Consider the following 14320-nt stretch of genomic DNA (forward strand, 5'->3'; position numbering starts at 1 on the left):
GGCTGGCCCACGCCTACCCCGACATGGTGGCGCTGGCCGCGCAGTCCCGGGGCGTTGTTCGCCGCATGGAGCGAGGCGGCCGGCGTCGAGCTGATCGACGAGGTCGGCACGGTGGTCAGCGGCGCCGAGGTCGGGAAATGGGCGGACGCGATGGGCTCCGCCGGCGCGGCCCACGAGATGGTGGAGCCCGGTTCCCCGCTGCTGCGTCTGCCGGCCCGTACCTTTGCCGGCCCGGCACTGATCGACCCGGCCGGCGGCGTCATCCGCGTGGACCGGATCCGCACCTTCCTGGTCGGCGCGGCCGGCACCCGTCTTCGGCACGCTCGCGTCGATGCCATCGAAGAGACCGCATCGAGAGTACGGGTCGACTCGGACACCTTCGACGCCGTCGTGATCTGCGCGGGCGCCGCCACCTCCGCCCTGGCCGCCGGCGTCGGCATCGACACCCCGTCGGCGCTGGAACACCATCTGCGGGTCAGCTTCCCGATTCGCCCGGAAGCGCCGGCCCGCTTCCCGTGCTGGATCACCGAGCCGGCCGACGGCGTGCTCGGGACCTACCAGCACCTGGCCGCCCCGGGCACCTGGGCGGTCGGCGGCGACGTCGATCCGGCGCTGGTGGCATGGGAGGGTGGCCGGCCGGCCGCGGAACGGGCGTCCCTGGAGGCGCTGACCGCCTATGTGGCCGAGCACCTGCCGTTCGTCGAGCCACGCCCGATCGCCCGGGTGTACTGCACCCACAACCCGGGCCTGGGCGACGGCCTGCAGTTCGTACGCCGTGGCCGGGTGCTCGCCATGTACGGCGAGAACTTGATGAAATTCGCGCCGCTGCTGGGCGAGATGCTGGCCCAGTCCTGTGTCGACGGTTCCGCGCCCGCCAACGCCGGCCCCGGAGGCCGAAAGTTTCGGAGCCTGAGAGGCTCGAAGTGACGCGCCTTCGTCAGCTACTCGCGCATCCATAACGGGGTGATCACGGTTAATCACCAACAATTCCACCGAAGAAACTTCCGTAAGTTTCCGGTAATTGTTGACACGTGAGCGAGCCCCGGCTCATGATTTCGCCACCGGTAGTTCGACAGCCGTCGATCGGGTTGTCCACCGCAACCCGCCTCGGTCTGGCTCGGCGGCTCCAGTCCTGCTGCCGGCCCGTCCTCGCAGTCCTTCCGAAGGGACTCAGCATGAACGACACGTCAGCTCGACCGAAGGGCCGCAGCCGGATGCGGCTGCTCATCGGCATGGCCAGCACCGTGGCGATGGCCGTGGCCTCGGTCGCCGTCGCCGGCACCGCCCACGCCGAGGCCGATCGCACGATCACCTCGAACTCGACCGGCACCCACAACGGCTTCTTCTACTCGTACTGGAAAGACAACGGCAACGTCACCATGAACCTGGGCGCCGGCGGCAGCTACAGCGTCTCGATGAACGGCATCAACAACTCGGTCGTCGGCAAGGGCTGGAAGCCCGGCTCGGCCCACACGGTGAACTACTCGGGCTCCTTCAACTGCGGCGGCAACTGCTACCTCGCCCTGTACGGCTGGACCACCAACCCGCTGATCGAGTACTACATCGTCGAGAACTTCGGCAACTACAACCCGAGCTCCGGCGCCACCCGCCTCGGCTCGGTCACCACCGACGGCAGCACCTACGACATCTACCGCACCCAGCGGGTCAACCAGCCGTCGATCATCGGCACCGCCACGTTCTACCAGTACTGGAGCGTCCGCCAGTCACACCGCACCGGCGGCACCATCACCACCGCCAACCACTTCAACGCGTGGAAGAACCTGGGCCTCAACCTCGGCAGCCACGACTACCAGATCATGGCGACCGAGGGCTACCAGAGCAACGTCAGCTCCAACATCACCGTGAGCGAAGGCTCCGGCGGTGGTGGCGGGGGCGGCGGTGGTGGCGGGGGCGGCGGCGGTGGCGGGGGCGGCGGCGGTGGCGGTGGCGGCGGCTGCACCGCGACCCTGTCCGCCGGACAGAAGTGGAGCGACCGCTACAACCTCAACGTGGCGGTCTCCGGCTCCAGCAACTGGACCGTGACGATGAACATGGCCTCGCCGGCCGTCGTCAGCTCCACCTGGAACACCAGCGCCAGCTGGCCCAGCCAGTACCAGATGGTCGCCAAGCCCAACGGCAGCGGCAACAACTTCGGCGTCACGATCATGGCCAACGGCAATTGGACGTGGCCGACAGTCTCCTGCAGCGCCAGTTGACGACCTGACGGCGGCGCGGCGGCCTCGGCTGCCGCGCCGCAACTCCCATGGGGGACTGTGATGGGACAACCGGGCCGGGGGCCGGTCGCCCTGGCGTACGCCGCTTTCGTGTTCGTCGGCGTGAGCGCCGGCGTCAACGGGGTGCTGCTGGCCGCGCAGTCCGACGACTACGGCGTCTCCCGGTCCACCCTCGGTCTCACCTTCTTCGCCAGTTCGGCCGGGTTCGTGCTGGCCGGTGTCACCTCGGGCGCCCTGATCCACCGTTTCGGCATCCGGATCGCCGTGACGATAGGCGGCGGCGCGTACGTGCTGGTCGCGCTGTACGCGGCCACGCGACCGGCGTTCGCGGCGTTCGCCGTGCTCCAGGTCGCCTCCGGCTATGCGGTCGGGGTGCTGGAGTCCGTGCTCAACGCGTACCTGTCGGCCCTGCCCGACGCGACCACGCTGCTCAACCGGCTGCACGGGTTCTTCGGCGTCGGGGCGCTGCTCGGTCCGGTGCTGGCCACCTGGATCATCGCCGCCGCCTCCTGGCCCACGGTCATGCTGCTGCTCGGGATCGCGGCCGTCCCGCTCACCGCCGGCTTTCTGATCGTCTATCCGCGGGCCGGCTCCGACCCGGCCCCGGCGACGCCGGATTCACCGACCCCGCGCGGCCTGACTCTCCTCGCCGCACGACAGCCGGGCGTCCTGCTGGGCGCCGCGTTGCTCACCGTCTACGTGGGACTCGAGCTGGGCGTGGGGAACTGGGCGTTCGGCTACCTCGTCGAGGCGCGGGGGCAGACCGAGGTGCTCGCCGGATACGCGGTCAGCGGTTACTGGTTCGGGCTGACCGCGGGCCGGTTCCTGCTCAGTCCGATCGCCACCCGGCTCGGCTTCACCGCGGCCGGCCTGATGACGATCTGCCTGGCCGGCGTCACCTGCGTCACCGCGCTGACCTGGCTTCTGCCGGGCCGGGCCGCCGCCACGGCCGGTCTGGTCCTGCTGGGCTTCTTCCTCGGGCCGATCTTCCCCACCACGGTGGCCCTGGCGCCCCTGCTCACCACCGCGCCTCTGGTACCGGCCGCGATCGGCATCATGAACGCCGGGTCGGTCATCGGCGGCTCGGCGTTCCCCTGGCTAGCCGGCACGATCGCCGAGGGCGCGGGGGTGTGGACCCTGCTCCCGTTCACGCTGGCCCTGTCCCTGCTGCAGCACGCGATCTGGTGGCCGCTCAGCCCTTCACCGCGCCCGCGGTCAGCCCCTCGGTCAGGAAGCGTTGCCCGAAGGCGTACATGACCACCACGGGAATGCTGACCAGCAGCGACGCCGCGGCGAGCTGCCCCTGCGGAACGACGTCCCCGGCGATCATCGACTGCATCCCCACCGGAAGCGTCTTGTACTCGTCCTTGGTGATGAACACGAAGGCGAAGAGGAACTCGTTCCAAGCGTTGGTCAGGGTGAACAGCGCGACCGCCAGCAGTCCCGGCTTGGCGAGCGGCAGCACCACCCGGCGGAACGCCTGGACGCGGGTGCAACCGTCGACCAGCGCGGCCTCCTCCAGCTCGGCGGGGATCGACGCGAAGTACCCGGACAGCAGCCACGTGGCGAACGGAAGCGTGAAGGTCGGGTACGTCAGCACCAGCGACCACATCGAGTCGGTGAGCCGCACCCCGATGAGCAGCTGGTACAGCGGGATGAACAGCAATGCACCCGGCATCACGTAGGTGAGCAACACCGTCACGGTGAAGCCCTGCGCCCCGCGGAACCGCAGCCGGGCCAGCGCGTACCCGCCCAGGACGGCGCAGACCAGGGCCACCGCGGTGGACGCCGTGGACACCAGCACGGTGTTGAGATACCACCGGCCGAACGGCTGGTTGGTGAACAGCGCGCCGAACTGCTCCAAAGTCCACGGTGTCGGCCACAGGTCGTGTTCGCGAGTGACGACCTGGCCCTCGGACTTGAAGGCCGTGACGGCGATCCAGTACACCGGGCCCAGCACGAAGGCGAGCAACCCGGCCAGCGCGACGCCGGACCCCGCGCCCGACACCAGCGACGACGCACGGCGGCCGCCCTTGGCCTGCAGGCCCGAGACCACCCGGCCGACCGCCGCCGCGATCAGCAGGATCACCCCGAGGACCACCGCCGCCTTCCAGAAGATCTGCGGCGACGCCCAGGCCAGCAGGATGGCGACCGTCGCGGCGACAACCCACGGCAGCGCCTTTCGGGCCCGCCCGGCCGACTTGGTGCCCGCGTCCGCGCGCAGAGCGCGGACCAGGATGAACACGAGCCCCGCGATGACCGGCAGCATGACGAGGGTGACCGCCGCCCCGGCGCCGTACTGCAGCTGCAGGATCGCCTTCGAGTACGCGACGAGCACGTACGGTGCGGTCGCGTTGCCGGGGCCACCCTGCGTCAGCAACCAGATCAGGTCGAAGTTGTTGAACGTCCAGATCGACGACAGGGTCACCGTCACGGTCATCACGTGGCGCAGCCCGGGCAGCGTCACGTGGGCGAACCGCTGCCACGCCGAGGCGCCGTCGATGGTCGCCGCCTCGTACTGGTCGGCCGGGATGGCCTTCAACCCCGCCAGGAAGCAGACGGTGAAGAACGGCACGCCCTTCCACACGTTCACCAGGATCACCGACGGCATGGCCAGGGACGGGTCGGACAACCAGCCCGCGGGCCAGCTGTCGACCAGATGCGCGGAGGCCAGCAGCGGCCCGATCCCCGAAGCGGTGAGCAGCGTGTTGACGCTGCCGAAGATCGGGTCGAGCAGCGAGCGCCAGCTGAACGCCGTGACCACCGTCGGCACCACCCACGGCACCAGGAGAAGCCCGGTCACCAGCGCCCGCCCGCGGCGCAGCTGGTGCAGCAGCAGAGCCGCGGCCAGCCCCAGCACCACCTTGAACACCTCGGCGTACGCGGTGAAGACGAACGAGTTCACCACGCCCGCGCGGAACTGCCCGTCGCCGGGGAGGGCGGCGTAGTTGTCCAGGCCGACGAACACGTTGTCCGCCCCATGCCGTTCCGTGGTGCTGGTGATGATCGACTGGACGATCGGCACCAGCACGAGCACACCGACCAGCACGGCCGTCGGCGTCAGGAACAGGGCGGCCAGCCGCCAGTCACGACCCAGCCGCCGCTGGGTCGGCGTGAGGGAGCCGGGCCCCGGCGGCGAGGATCTCCGCGTCACCGGGGCCGGCGCCGAACGGACCGATCTCACTGCGGCAGCCCCTGCTGGGCAAAGATCTGCACCATCTTCGCGTGCGCCGCCTTCACCGCCTGAGCGGCCGCCGTTCCCTGGACGACCTGCTGCATCATGTCGGTGAGGACGTAGGCCGCGACGACCGCCTGCTGGCCCGCGCTGGCTTTCTGCGGGAAGGTCAGGCCGTTCTTGGTGGACAGCGGCAGCGACTGCTGCGACATGGTGCGCACCATCGGAAACGCCGGGTCGCCGGTGGCGAAGAACGGGTCGGCGTCCCAGACCTTCTCCCAGGCGGGCATCACCAGGCCGGGAGCCTCCTTCGACACCCCGACCAGCGCGGGCGCGCTGACCAGGTACTGCGCCAGGAGCTTGGCGAGCGCCGGGTTCTTCGCGCCTTTGAAGACCACGAAGCCCTGGGACTGGCCGAGCAGCAGGGACTTGTCGGTGGCCGGCCCGATGCAATCCGAGAACACGTGCGTGTTGCCGTACACGGGATTCTTCTTGGTCTTGGAATCCGCGTAGACGCTGAAGCTGTTGCGCGTATACCCGAGGATCCCGGCCAGCCAGTTCTCGTTGTTGCTGGTGTCGGTCCAGCTGGCGACTCCCGGCGGCAACATCGGCTTGTACTTGGGGTTGGTGTAGATGTCGCCCAGGAAGTTCACGGCCTGCACCGTCTCCGGCGAGTCGAACGTGACCTTCTTGCCGTCGTTGGTGGCGATCGCGCCGCCGTACGAGTTGATCAGCGCCTCGATCATGCCGTTGCCGTCACCGGACCGGTTCACCGTCATTCCCCAGCCGAACCGGCGCTTGCCGGGATCGGAGATCGACAGGCAGAGATCGCGCAGCTCCTCCCAGGTGTAGACGTCCTTGGGCGCGATGCCCTTCTCCTGCATCCAGTCCTTGCGCAGGAACGACCCGATACCGATGAAGTGGTACGGGATCGCGAACCACTTGCCGTCGAAGACGCAGAAGTTCTTGGCCTCGGCGCAGGGTTCGCCGTACTTGGCGGTCAGCGCCGTGACGACGTCGGTCACGTCCTCCAGATCGCCCAGCGCGTGGAACTGCGCCACGAACCGCGAATCGGTCATGAACGCCAGGTCGCGCGCCACGCCGCCCTTGACCTCGGCGTCGATCTTGGCCACCACATCGCCGGCGTCGGCCTGGACCAGGCTGTTCTCGATCTTCGTCCCGGTGGCGTCGGCGAACTTCTTGATCGATGCGTCGAGCTGTTCGTTGGCCGCGGTCGAGTACAGCTTCTGCGACAGCACCCCCATCGCGGAGCCCTTCATCGACGACGCCGCGTCGACCAGCTCCTTCGGGACCTCCGCCTGCACTGTGGGGGCCGAATCGGAGGCGCCCCCGCACGCGGCCAGACCGGCCGCGCCGAGCACACCCACGCCCATTCCCAGAAATTCGCGCCGGGACCACAACGGGTTTTCCTTCATAGCCAATCGCCTCCCCGTCGTTCGAAATTTCGAATTGACGTTCGAGATATCGTACGGTTGGTGGACGCGACGGTAGAGGACTACCTCGAAAGGTGTCAATGCTTCGATGTGACCGCTTACTGGGGCTGAGCCGAGTGCCCCATCCGCGCGGACAGCGTGGCCGCGCCCTTGCGAACCAGGTCCGCCCAGTCCACCTGCGCCTGCGCGGTCCAGCGGATGATCGGCGCGGAGACGCTCATGGCGGCGATGGTCGCGCCGGAATGGTCGCGGATCGCCGCCGCGACGCAGCGCATGGCGCTGTCGGACTCGCCGACGTCGACCGCGACGCCCTCGGCCCGTACCCCGTCGAGATGTGCCCGCAAGACGTCCGCGTCGGTGATGCTCTCCGGCGTCATGCCCGGCAGCGCGCCCTTCGCCAGGATGGCGTCCAGGCTCTCCGGATCGAGGCTCGCCAGCAGGACCTTGCCGACCGCCGTGCAGTGGGCCGGCAGGCGCAGCCCGACCCCCGAGACCATCCGGACCGGGTGCGTGCTGTCGACCTTGACGAGGTAGACGACGTCGGCGCCGTCCCGCACGGCCACATGGACCGCCTCGTCGCACGCGGCGGCCACGTCCCGCGCGACGCTCTGCGCCTCGCGGACCAGGTCCAGCCGGCCGGCGAACGCCGCGCCGAGCTGGAACAGGGGCATGCCGAGCCGGTACTGCACCGGCTGACCCGGAACGGAGATCAGGTAGGACCGGGCGACGAGCGTGACCAGCAGCTCGTGGACCGTGGTCCGGGGAAGGTCCAGCCGCTCCGCGACGTCGCGGGCCGACAGTTGGGGGCGTTCGAGAAACAGTTCGAGGATGTCGAGCGCCCGGATGACCGCCGGTACCACACGGGCCATGTCGATAAGTCCCTTCGACGCTTCAGCGAACCTAGGATGATCAAATGCCGATCTCCATACATCACCTGCGCTCCGGCACCACGACACGCTGGGCGGTGTGCCAGGACGGCAGATGGGGCGAGCTCGACCGTACTCTCGCCGACCTGCTCGCCGTGCCGCTCGGCCAGGCCCGGACGGCGGTCGAGGCCGCTGCCCGCGATGCCGGCGGCGAGATGCCCGGCGACGAGATGCTCCCACCCGTCGACCGGCAGGAGGTCTGGGCCGCCGGCGTGACGTACCTGCGCAGCCGCGACGGAAGAAAAGAGGAGTCCGGGTACGGCGCCCTTTACGACCGCGTCTACGAGAGCGACCGCCCCGAGATCTTCTTCAAGGCCAGCCCGTGGCGGGTCGTCGGCGACCGCGACGCCGTCGGGATCCGCAGTGACTCGGGATGGGACGTGCCCGAGGCCGAGGTCGGGCTGGTGCTCAACGCGGCCGGCGAGCTGTTCGGCTACACCCTGGCCAACGACATGAGCAGCCGGTCGATCGAGGGCGAGAACCCGCTCTACCTGCCCCAGGCGAAGATCTACGACCGCTCCTGCGCGGTGGGGCCGGCGATCGTGCCGAGCTGGGCGGTCGACCCGGGCCCGTTCCACCTGGGGTTGCGGGTGTTGCGCGAGGGCCGCGAGGTCTACGCCGGAACGGCCTCGACCTCGGCGATGGCCCGCGGCTTCGAAGACCTGGCCGACTGGCTCTTCCGGGCGCTGACCTTCCCGGCCGGCGTGCTGCTGCTGACCGGCACCGGCGTCGTGCCGGACGCCGATTTCACGGCACGACCCGGCGACACGATCGAGATCACCTCCGCGGCACTCGGGACGCTGACCAATCCTGTCATCGCGATCGGCGATGCCACCGGTGGGAAGGAACAACAATGACAACGATCGAGAGCCGGTCGCCGCAGGCGCCATCGGACATCGTCGTACGGGTTCCCGACACCTCGCCGGAGAACGTGGCGGCAGCGGCCGACGTTGCCCGGACAGCGGCCGCCGATTGGGCACGTGGACCGGCGCACGCGCGGGCGGCCGCTCTGCACTCCTGCGCCGAGGCTCTTGCGGCCGCGACCGGTGAACTGACCGAGCTGGTGGTCCGCGAGGTGGGCAAGCCGGTCGGCGAGGCGAGCGCCGAGATCGGCCGCGGCGTGGCGATCCTGCGGTACTTCGCGCAGCAGGCCCTGGGTCCCGACGGCGAGGTCTTCCCGCCCGCGGACGGCGTGTCGCTGCTGCACACCCGGCGTCGTCCGCACGGCGTCGTCGGGCTGATCACTCCGTGGAACTTCCCGGTGGCGATCCCGCTCTGGAAGGCCGCGCCGGCCCTGGCGTTCGGCAACACCGTCCTCCTCAAACCGGCGCCGCAGTCGTCCGCGGTGGCGATCCGGCTGGCCGAGCTGTTCGCCGGCGCACTCCCGCACGGCGTGCTGACGGTGCTGACCGGCCTCGGCCGCACTGGCGAGGCGATCGTCGACACCACCGACGCCGTGTCGTTCACGGGCTCGGTGGCAGCCGGGCAGGCGGTTGCCGGACGAGCCGTGGGACGTGGCATCCCGGTGCAGTGCGAGATGGGCGGCCAGAACGCCGCCATCGTGCTGCCGGATGCCGACCAGAGCGCGGCCGCAGCAGCGATCGCGGCGGCGGCGATGGGCTACGCCGGACAGAAATGCACCGCCACCAGCCGGGTGATCGTGGTCGGCGATCCCGGGCCGTTCGCCGAGCGGCTGGCCGCGGCCGTCGAGACGCTGCCGGTGGGCGACCCGGCCGCCCCGGGGACGGTGGTCGGCCCGCTGATCGACGCTGCACCGCGCGACGCGATCCGCACAGCGGTGCAGCGCGCCACCGCGGGCGGGGCCCGCGTGCTGACCGGCGCCCGGCAGCCCGACGGCGACGGATGGTTCCAGTCCCCGACGCTGCTGACGGATGTGTCGCCCGGCGACGACTTGCGGAACGAGGAGTACTTCGGCCCGGTGTGCGTGGTGGTGTCCGCGGAGTCCGCCGACGCCGCGGTGCGGGTGGCCAACGAGGTGCGGCACGGGCTGGTCGCGGGCGTGTACACCCAGAATCTCGGCTCGGCGCTCACCCTGGCGAACCAATTGGACGTGGGCATGGTGAAGGTCAACGCCCCGACCACCGGCGTGGACTTCCACGCCCCGTTCGGCGGCGAGAAGGAGTCGAGCTACGGTCCCCGCGAGCAGGGCCCGGCGGCCCGAGACTTCTACACGCGGACCGTCACCGTGACTCTCACGCCGTAGGCGGGCCCAGGGGCGATCGGTCGCCGACCGACCATTCGTGGCCGAAGGGATCGGTGAAGCCGCCTTGACGATGCGTGCCCCAGGGCACGCGGTGATCCTCGATGGGCGCCCGCACGGTGGCGCCGGCGGCGACGGCGCGTTCGATGACGTGGTCGGGGTCGTCGGTGAACAGCTCGATGCGGGTACTCGTCACGCCCGCCCGGTCCGGACTGGTCTCGGCCGGGTTGTCAGGGTTGACCTCATGGAGGAAGAAGGGTGCGCCGGCAATCTCGAGGCCGGCCACGCCACCCAGGTTCCACAGCTCGGTCGCGCCGAGCGCCGTCTTGTACCAGGAGATCGCGGCTTCGGCTTCCGCAACGATGAGCATCACCGAGATGACGCCGGACGACTCGGAACGACCTTGCGATGCGTCAGTCATGCCACCAGGATGCCGCACGGCGCCTCAGCTCCATCACCCGCGACGAATTTCCGCTCCGGTGGACATCGACGAACGTACGACTAAGGTCGGCGGTCGGGCGGGTTGACGCGACAGGCGAAGGGAAGGGTGGTGGGTCGTGCCGGTGCCGGGCCGATGACGACGGTCAAGCGGGTGCTCGGTGGCCGCTACCAGCTGGAACACCTGCTGGCCAGCGGCGGCATGGGCACGGTGTGGCAAGCGCGGGACCAGCGGCTGAACCGTGCGGTCGCGGTGAAGGAATTGAGCGGTGCGGGCCTCACGCTGCCGTTGGCCGGCCAGCGATTCGACCGAGAGGCGCGGGCCGCGGCGCGGCTTGCCCATCCCAACATCGTCGCGTTGCACGATGCCGGCATTGACGACGGCCACCCCTACCTCGTCATGGAATTGATCCACGGGCGCTCTGTCGCCGCTGTCCTGGAGAACGGGCCGCTTCCGCCGGCATCGGCGGTGGCGGTCGCCGCACAGACCTGTGACGGCCTCGCCGCCGCACACGCGGCGGGCATAGTCCACCGTGACATCAAGCCGGCCAACTTGCTGATCACGGCCTCCGGTGTGGTGAAGATCTGCGACTTCGGAATAGCTCGTCTTCATGACACGGCGAACGACGTCACGCTCAATGGCGTGACACCCCTGCTGGGCAGCTACAAGTATTTGGCCCCGGAGCAGGCAGTCGGCTCCGCGGTGGATGCCCGCACCGACATTTACGCGCTCGGATGCACCCTGTATGCGATGGTCGCCGGGGTCCCTCCCTTCACCGGCGATCCGCAGACTGTGCTACAACAACACCTCACCCAACCGCCGCCGTCCTTGGCCATCGGTCGCGACGACGTTCCCGGCGAGCTGGAGGCGTTGGTCCGGCGGCTCCTCCAGAAGGACCCGGAACAGCGCCCCACAAGCGCGCTCGAGGTGAAGAGCCAGCTGGCCGCGGTGTCGCAGCATCTCGCGGTCACCGAAATTCCCCTTCAAGCTGTGCCCACATCGCCGGTCACCCAGCCACCCGCAGCGCCGCCCCAAGAAGCAGGCGGGCCGGCCACGACGTCGCGGCGGATCCTGCTGACTGTCGTCGGCGTCCCATTCCTGGTCGCTCTCGTGGTGCTGGCCACGCTCGGCATTACCAAATGGTGGCCCTCGGCCGGCGGCGTGGACGCTCGCACCGCACCATCAGCGCTGAACGGCACATCCGCCCCGCCGTCGGCATCGATCGCCCGAAGGCCGGCGACACCCTCGCCGAACGCGCCCACCAGCCCGGTGATCAAGGGCAACGACCCGATCGCGTCGGCGCTTCCCTCGAGCTCGGTACCCGATCTGAGATCAACCCCGCCGTCGCCCACACCGACGGACCCCATCGTGGCGATGCGGTTGTCCATTCGCCGGCAGGTCGACGCGGGAAACCTCAACCCCACAGCCGCGCCGGACCTGTACAAGAAGGTCGACGACATTTCTCGAGCAACGCAGGACGGGAAACCCGGTGATGCGGCGAAGAAGGCGCAAGATCTCCAAAACAAGTTGACCGAGCTGCACGAATCCGGTCCGCTCACCACGGCCGGCTACCTTCAGCTGAACGCCGAGCTCGACCGGCTCGTCAACTCGCTGTCGCTCACCGAGCCGCCCGGGCCGGCGAAGCCCACCCGCCGGTAGGGCCGGCAAGCCGCCGTGGTCGGGGTAGAGGTTACTTTTCGGTCGCCAATCCGGAGGCGTCAATGCGGCGCCACGATGTCTTCGCCGAGGTGGCGGGCCTGGTTCGGCTGGATGCCCCTGCGGGCGTGGCAGAGCAGGATCGCCGAGTAGCCGTGGGTGTCGCCCTGCGATGTCTTGCGGACCTCGATCGAACCGTCGATAGGTTCGAATTCGGGCCGTAGCGCCGCACGGAGGTCGTGCTCGTCCACATCGGCGCCGGGGAAGGTCTTTCCGGCGACGGTGTAGCCCCGGCAGCGGCGCAGGGCGGCGGTGATGAACAGGCCTCCCGGCTGGACCAGGCCGGTGATGTGGCGCATGAACAGCAACCAGGTGGCGCGGTCGGCGGTGGCGGAGTCCGCGCAGTACGGGCTGATCACCGTCGGGTAGTGACGGTCGACCGGACGGGGGTGCCGGGCGTCGACCTGGACCAGTTTGGTGATCTTCGTCCGGGTGAGGTCCTCGCGTGCGGCGATCTCTTCGTCGGTCGGGTGGCTGGTGCCCTCGCACTGCAGGGTGTAGCGGACGAACGGACGCCAGTCGTGGGCTCCCGGTTCGCCGCGGATCCACCGCTGGATCTCGGCCAGGTTGGCCGGCAGGTAGTCACCCAGGTGGATCTCGGATGCGGTTTCGGCCGCGGCGAACACGTGGTGCAGGGTGGGCCCGACGCCGAAGAACAGCACCGGCTGGCCGGCTTCGGCACGCCGCATCGCCTCGACGAGGAAGGCGACGGTGGCCACCTCGTCCGGTTCCACCGCACGGTAGTAGCCGGCGAGGTACTCCGCCGGTTCCCAGTCGATGTCGAACGACGCGTACCGGCGGCGGCGACGCAGCAAGCCCGCGGTGATGATGGCGAGCCCGTACTCGTACAGCGCGGCGGCGAGGTTGGCGCCGGCGAGGAAGCCGAGCGCCTCGGTGCTGGTGACGGTGTCGCTGAACGCCGCGGCGCCGAAGGCGCCGGCATAGTAGAGCCCCTCCCCGGCTACCTGAGTGCCGGCGTAACCGATCGCCGCCGCCAGCCGCGACACGCCCGTTTTGCTCGAGAAGCGACGGGCGAGGTCGTAGGCCGCCTTGGACAGGACGTTGGTGCTGGTCCCGGTAGCCACCAACAGGGTCCAGTTCGCCCGCAGGCTGGCCCGCAGCCCGACGCCCCAGGCAGCGTAGCTGGCCACCAGTAACAGCAGCAGCCACGTTTGGTCGACGCCCGCGAGCAGCCCGGACGCCACCAGGGCGACCCCCGCCGCCGCCGCGCAGGCGTCCAATGTGTAACTCGACGCCACGGTGGCGGCGAGGCTGACAGTCCAGTTCCTGAGCCCGGCCGCCCGTCCGTTCATGTTCAGATCCCCGTTTGGCTCGGTGAAAGATGTGGCCCGAGGATCGGCCGGACGGGTGCTCACTTTCCAGGTCAGATAGTTGTCAATTGCTGCCCAGCAAGCGGATCAGTGGCCGATGCGTACGCAGCAGCTGCCGGGCCGGCGCACCATGCGGGCCTGCTGCCGGGTCTCGCCCAGCCCGTCCAGGATGCCGGTGACGAACGCGTGATTGAGCCCGCACACCAGCTCGGTCCGGCGGACGGCGAGCACGTGGAACGGGCAGTTGTGCAGCACGATGGTCCCGTCCGGCTCCGGCTCCCGCTCCGGCTCGAAGCCGAGCCCGGCCAGCGCGCCGGCCAGGTCCTGGCCGGTCTCGGGCAGCCGGGCGCCGATCTCCCGCCCCCGCTGGTGCGCCAGCCGCGACGCGGCCCGGGCAGCGTCGGCCGGCTCGGTGGCGACGGCATCGGCGAGGATCTCCGCGATCAGCTCGTAGTGGCGCTCGGGGATGGCCACCGCCACGCCGGCGCCGGCCGGCTCGTAGACCTTGGGCGCCCTACCCCGGCCCCGCGGCCGGCCGGCCGGCGCCTCGTGCCGGGCTCGTAACAGCCCGGCCTCGACGAGCTTGTCGAGGTGGAAGGCGGCCAGCCCGCGCGAGATGCCGGTCGCGTTGCCGGCCTCGTCCCGGCCGACCGGGTGGCCGGCGCGCCGGACGTACTCGTACAGCGCCCGGCGCGACGAGTCGGCCAGCGCCGCCAGCGCGGCCCAGCGGTCCGGCCCAACCATCAAATATCACCAACATCCACTGTTTAAATCCGATTCACACGGGGTAGCCGGGGCTTCATGTCAAGTTTCACTACTTAAAA

12 protein-coding genes are annotated in these 14320 nt (G+C 69.8%); 6 read left to right on the forward strand and 6 right to left on the reverse strand.

Annotated elements, in window-relative coordinates; all coding sequences use genetic code 11:
- The first annotated feature begins 54 nt into the window (after nt 1–54).
- The 3 genes from ACQPZX_RS40525 (at nt 55) to ACQPZX_RS40535 (ending at nt 3491) form a co-directional block, all read left to right on the forward strand.
- The gene (locus tag ACQPZX_RS40525; RefSeq protein ID WP_433367904.1) at nt 55–927 is read left to right on the forward strand and encodes an FAD-dependent oxidoreductase; all 873 of its coding nucleotides are present in this window, start codon (nt 55–57) and stop codon (nt 925–927) included.
- A gap of 248 nt (nt 928–1175) precedes the next feature.
- A complete protein-coding gene (locus ACQPZX_RS40530) occupies nt 1176–2216 on the forward strand; it encodes a glycoside hydrolase family 11 protein (protein ID WP_433367907.1) in 1041 nt (346 codons plus the stop codon).
- A gap of 60 nt (nt 2217–2276) precedes the next feature.
- Nucleotides 2277–3491, forward strand: a complete 1215-nt coding sequence (locus ACQPZX_RS40535) for an MFS transporter (protein WP_433385740.1) — start codon at nt 2277–2279, stop codon at nt 3489–3491.
- On the opposite strand, the gene ACQPZX_RS40540 is transcribed toward ACQPZX_RS40535, so the two are convergent.
- The 3 genes from ACQPZX_RS40540 to ACQPZX_RS40550 all read right to left on the reverse strand — a co-directional run bounded on the left by ACQPZX_RS40540 (nt 3427) and on the right by ACQPZX_RS40550 (nt 7732).
- Nucleotides 3427–5418, reverse strand: a complete 1992-nt coding sequence (locus ACQPZX_RS40540; protein WP_433367910.1) for an ABC transporter permease subunit — start codon at nt 5416–5418, stop codon at nt 3427–3429. The genes ACQPZX_RS40535 and ACQPZX_RS40540 overlap by 65 nt on opposite strands.
- Nucleotides 5415–6845, reverse strand: coding sequence for an extracellular solute-binding protein (locus tag ACQPZX_RS40545; protein WP_433367913.1), 1431 nt, complete (start codon nt 6843–6845; stop codon nt 5415–5417). The genes ACQPZX_RS40540 and ACQPZX_RS40545 overlap by 4 nt, the downstream gene beginning before the upstream one ends.
- Nucleotides 6846–6961: 116 nt before the next feature.
- Nucleotides 6962–7732 carry an IclR family transcriptional regulator gene (locus ACQPZX_RS40550; RefSeq protein ID WP_433367916.1) on the reverse strand — a complete coding sequence of 257 codons (771 nt, stop codon included), beginning with the start codon at nt 7730–7732 and terminating at the stop codon, nt 6962–6964.
- Nucleotides 7733–7776: 44 nt separating this feature from the next.
- Here ACQPZX_RS40550 and ACQPZX_RS40555 point away from each other — a divergent pair, with 44 nt between their 5' ends.
- Nucleotides 7777–8646, forward strand: a complete 870-nt coding sequence (locus ACQPZX_RS40555) for a fumarylacetoacetate hydrolase family protein (protein WP_433367919.1) — start codon at nt 7777–7779, stop codon at nt 8644–8646.
- Nucleotides 8643–10013 carry an aldehyde dehydrogenase family protein gene (locus ACQPZX_RS40560; RefSeq protein ID WP_433367921.1) on the forward strand — a complete coding sequence of 457 codons (1371 nt, stop codon included), beginning with the start codon at nt 8643–8645 and terminating at the stop codon, nt 10011–10013. Before ACQPZX_RS40555 ends, ACQPZX_RS40560 begins: the two co-directional genes overlap by 4 nt.
- Here ACQPZX_RS40560 and ACQPZX_RS40565 read toward each other — a convergent pair.
- Nucleotides 10003–10431, reverse strand: coding sequence for a VOC family protein (locus tag ACQPZX_RS40565; RefSeq protein WP_433367923.1), 429 nt, complete (start codon nt 10429–10431; stop codon nt 10003–10005). The two genes, ACQPZX_RS40560 and ACQPZX_RS40565, sit on opposite strands and share 11 nt — an antisense overlap.
- A gap of 153 nt (nt 10432–10584) precedes the next feature.
- On the opposite strand from ACQPZX_RS40565, the gene ACQPZX_RS40570 reads away from it, so the two are divergent.
- Nucleotides 10585–12108 carry a protein kinase domain-containing protein gene (locus ACQPZX_RS40570; protein WP_433367925.1) on the forward strand — a complete coding sequence of 508 codons (1524 nt, stop codon included), beginning with the start codon at nt 10585–10587 and terminating at the stop codon, nt 12106–12108.
- 59 nt (nt 12109–12167) lie between these two features.
- Here the strand turns inward: ACQPZX_RS40570 and gntF are convergent, their stop codons facing one another.
- Nucleotides 12168–13478, reverse strand: coding sequence for a guanitoxin biosynthesis pre-guanitoxin forming N-methyltransferase GntF (gntF, locus tag ACQPZX_RS40575; protein ID WP_433367928.1), 1311 nt, complete (start codon nt 13476–13478; stop codon nt 12168–12170).
- A 105-nt stretch (nt 13479–13583) separates the two neighbouring features.
- Entirely contained in the window at nt 13584–14240 is a 657-nt protein-coding gene (locus ACQPZX_RS40580; protein ID WP_433367931.1) for a helix-turn-helix transcriptional regulator, read from the reverse strand.
- Between the last annotated feature and the right edge of the window lie 80 nt (nt 14241–14320).

The sequence above is a fragment of the Actinoplanes sp. CA-142083 genome (assembly GCF_050942195.1).
In the GTDB taxonomy this organism is placed as follows: domain Bacteria; phylum Actinomycetota; class Actinomycetes; order Mycobacteriales; family Micromonosporaceae; genus Actinoplanes.

Coding starts and splice junctions, on each gene's coding strand:
- ACQPZX_RS40530 (WP_433367907.1), top strand. CDS start 1,176: ATGAACGACACGTCAGCTCGACCGAAGGGCCGCAGCCGGATGCGGCTG.
- ACQPZX_RS40535 (WP_433385740.1), top strand. CDS start 2,277: ATGGGACAACCGGGCCGGGGGCCGGTCGCCCTGGCGTACGCCGCTTTC.
- ACQPZX_RS40545 (WP_433367913.1), bottom strand. CDS start 6,845: ATGAAGGAAAACCCGTTGTGGTCCCGGCGCGAATTTCTGGGAATGGGC.
- ACQPZX_RS40550 (WP_433367916.1), bottom strand. CDS start 7,732: ATGGCCCGTGTGGTACCGGCGGTCATCCGGGCGCTCGACATCCTCGAA.
- ACQPZX_RS40555 (WP_433367919.1), top strand. CDS start 7,777: ATGCCGATCTCCATACATCACCTGCGCTCCGGCACCACGACACGCTGG.
- ACQPZX_RS40560 (WP_433367921.1), top strand. CDS start 8,643: ATGACAACGATCGAGAGCCGGTCGCCGCAGGCGCCATCGGACATCGTC.
- ACQPZX_RS40565 (WP_433367923.1), bottom strand. CDS start 10,431: ATGACTGACGCATCGCAAGGTCGTTCCGAGTCGTCCGGCGTCATCTCG.
- ACQPZX_RS40570 (WP_433367925.1), top strand. CDS start 10,585: ATGACGACGGTCAAGCGGGTGCTCGGTGGCCGCTACCAGCTGGAACAC.
- gntF (WP_433367928.1), bottom strand. CDS start 13,478: ATGAACGGACGGGCGGCCGGGCTCAGGAACTGGACTGTCAGCCTCGCC.
- ACQPZX_RS40580 (WP_433367931.1), bottom strand. CDS start 14,240: ATGGTTGGGCCGGACCGCTGGGCCGCGCTGGCGGCGCTGGCCGACTCG.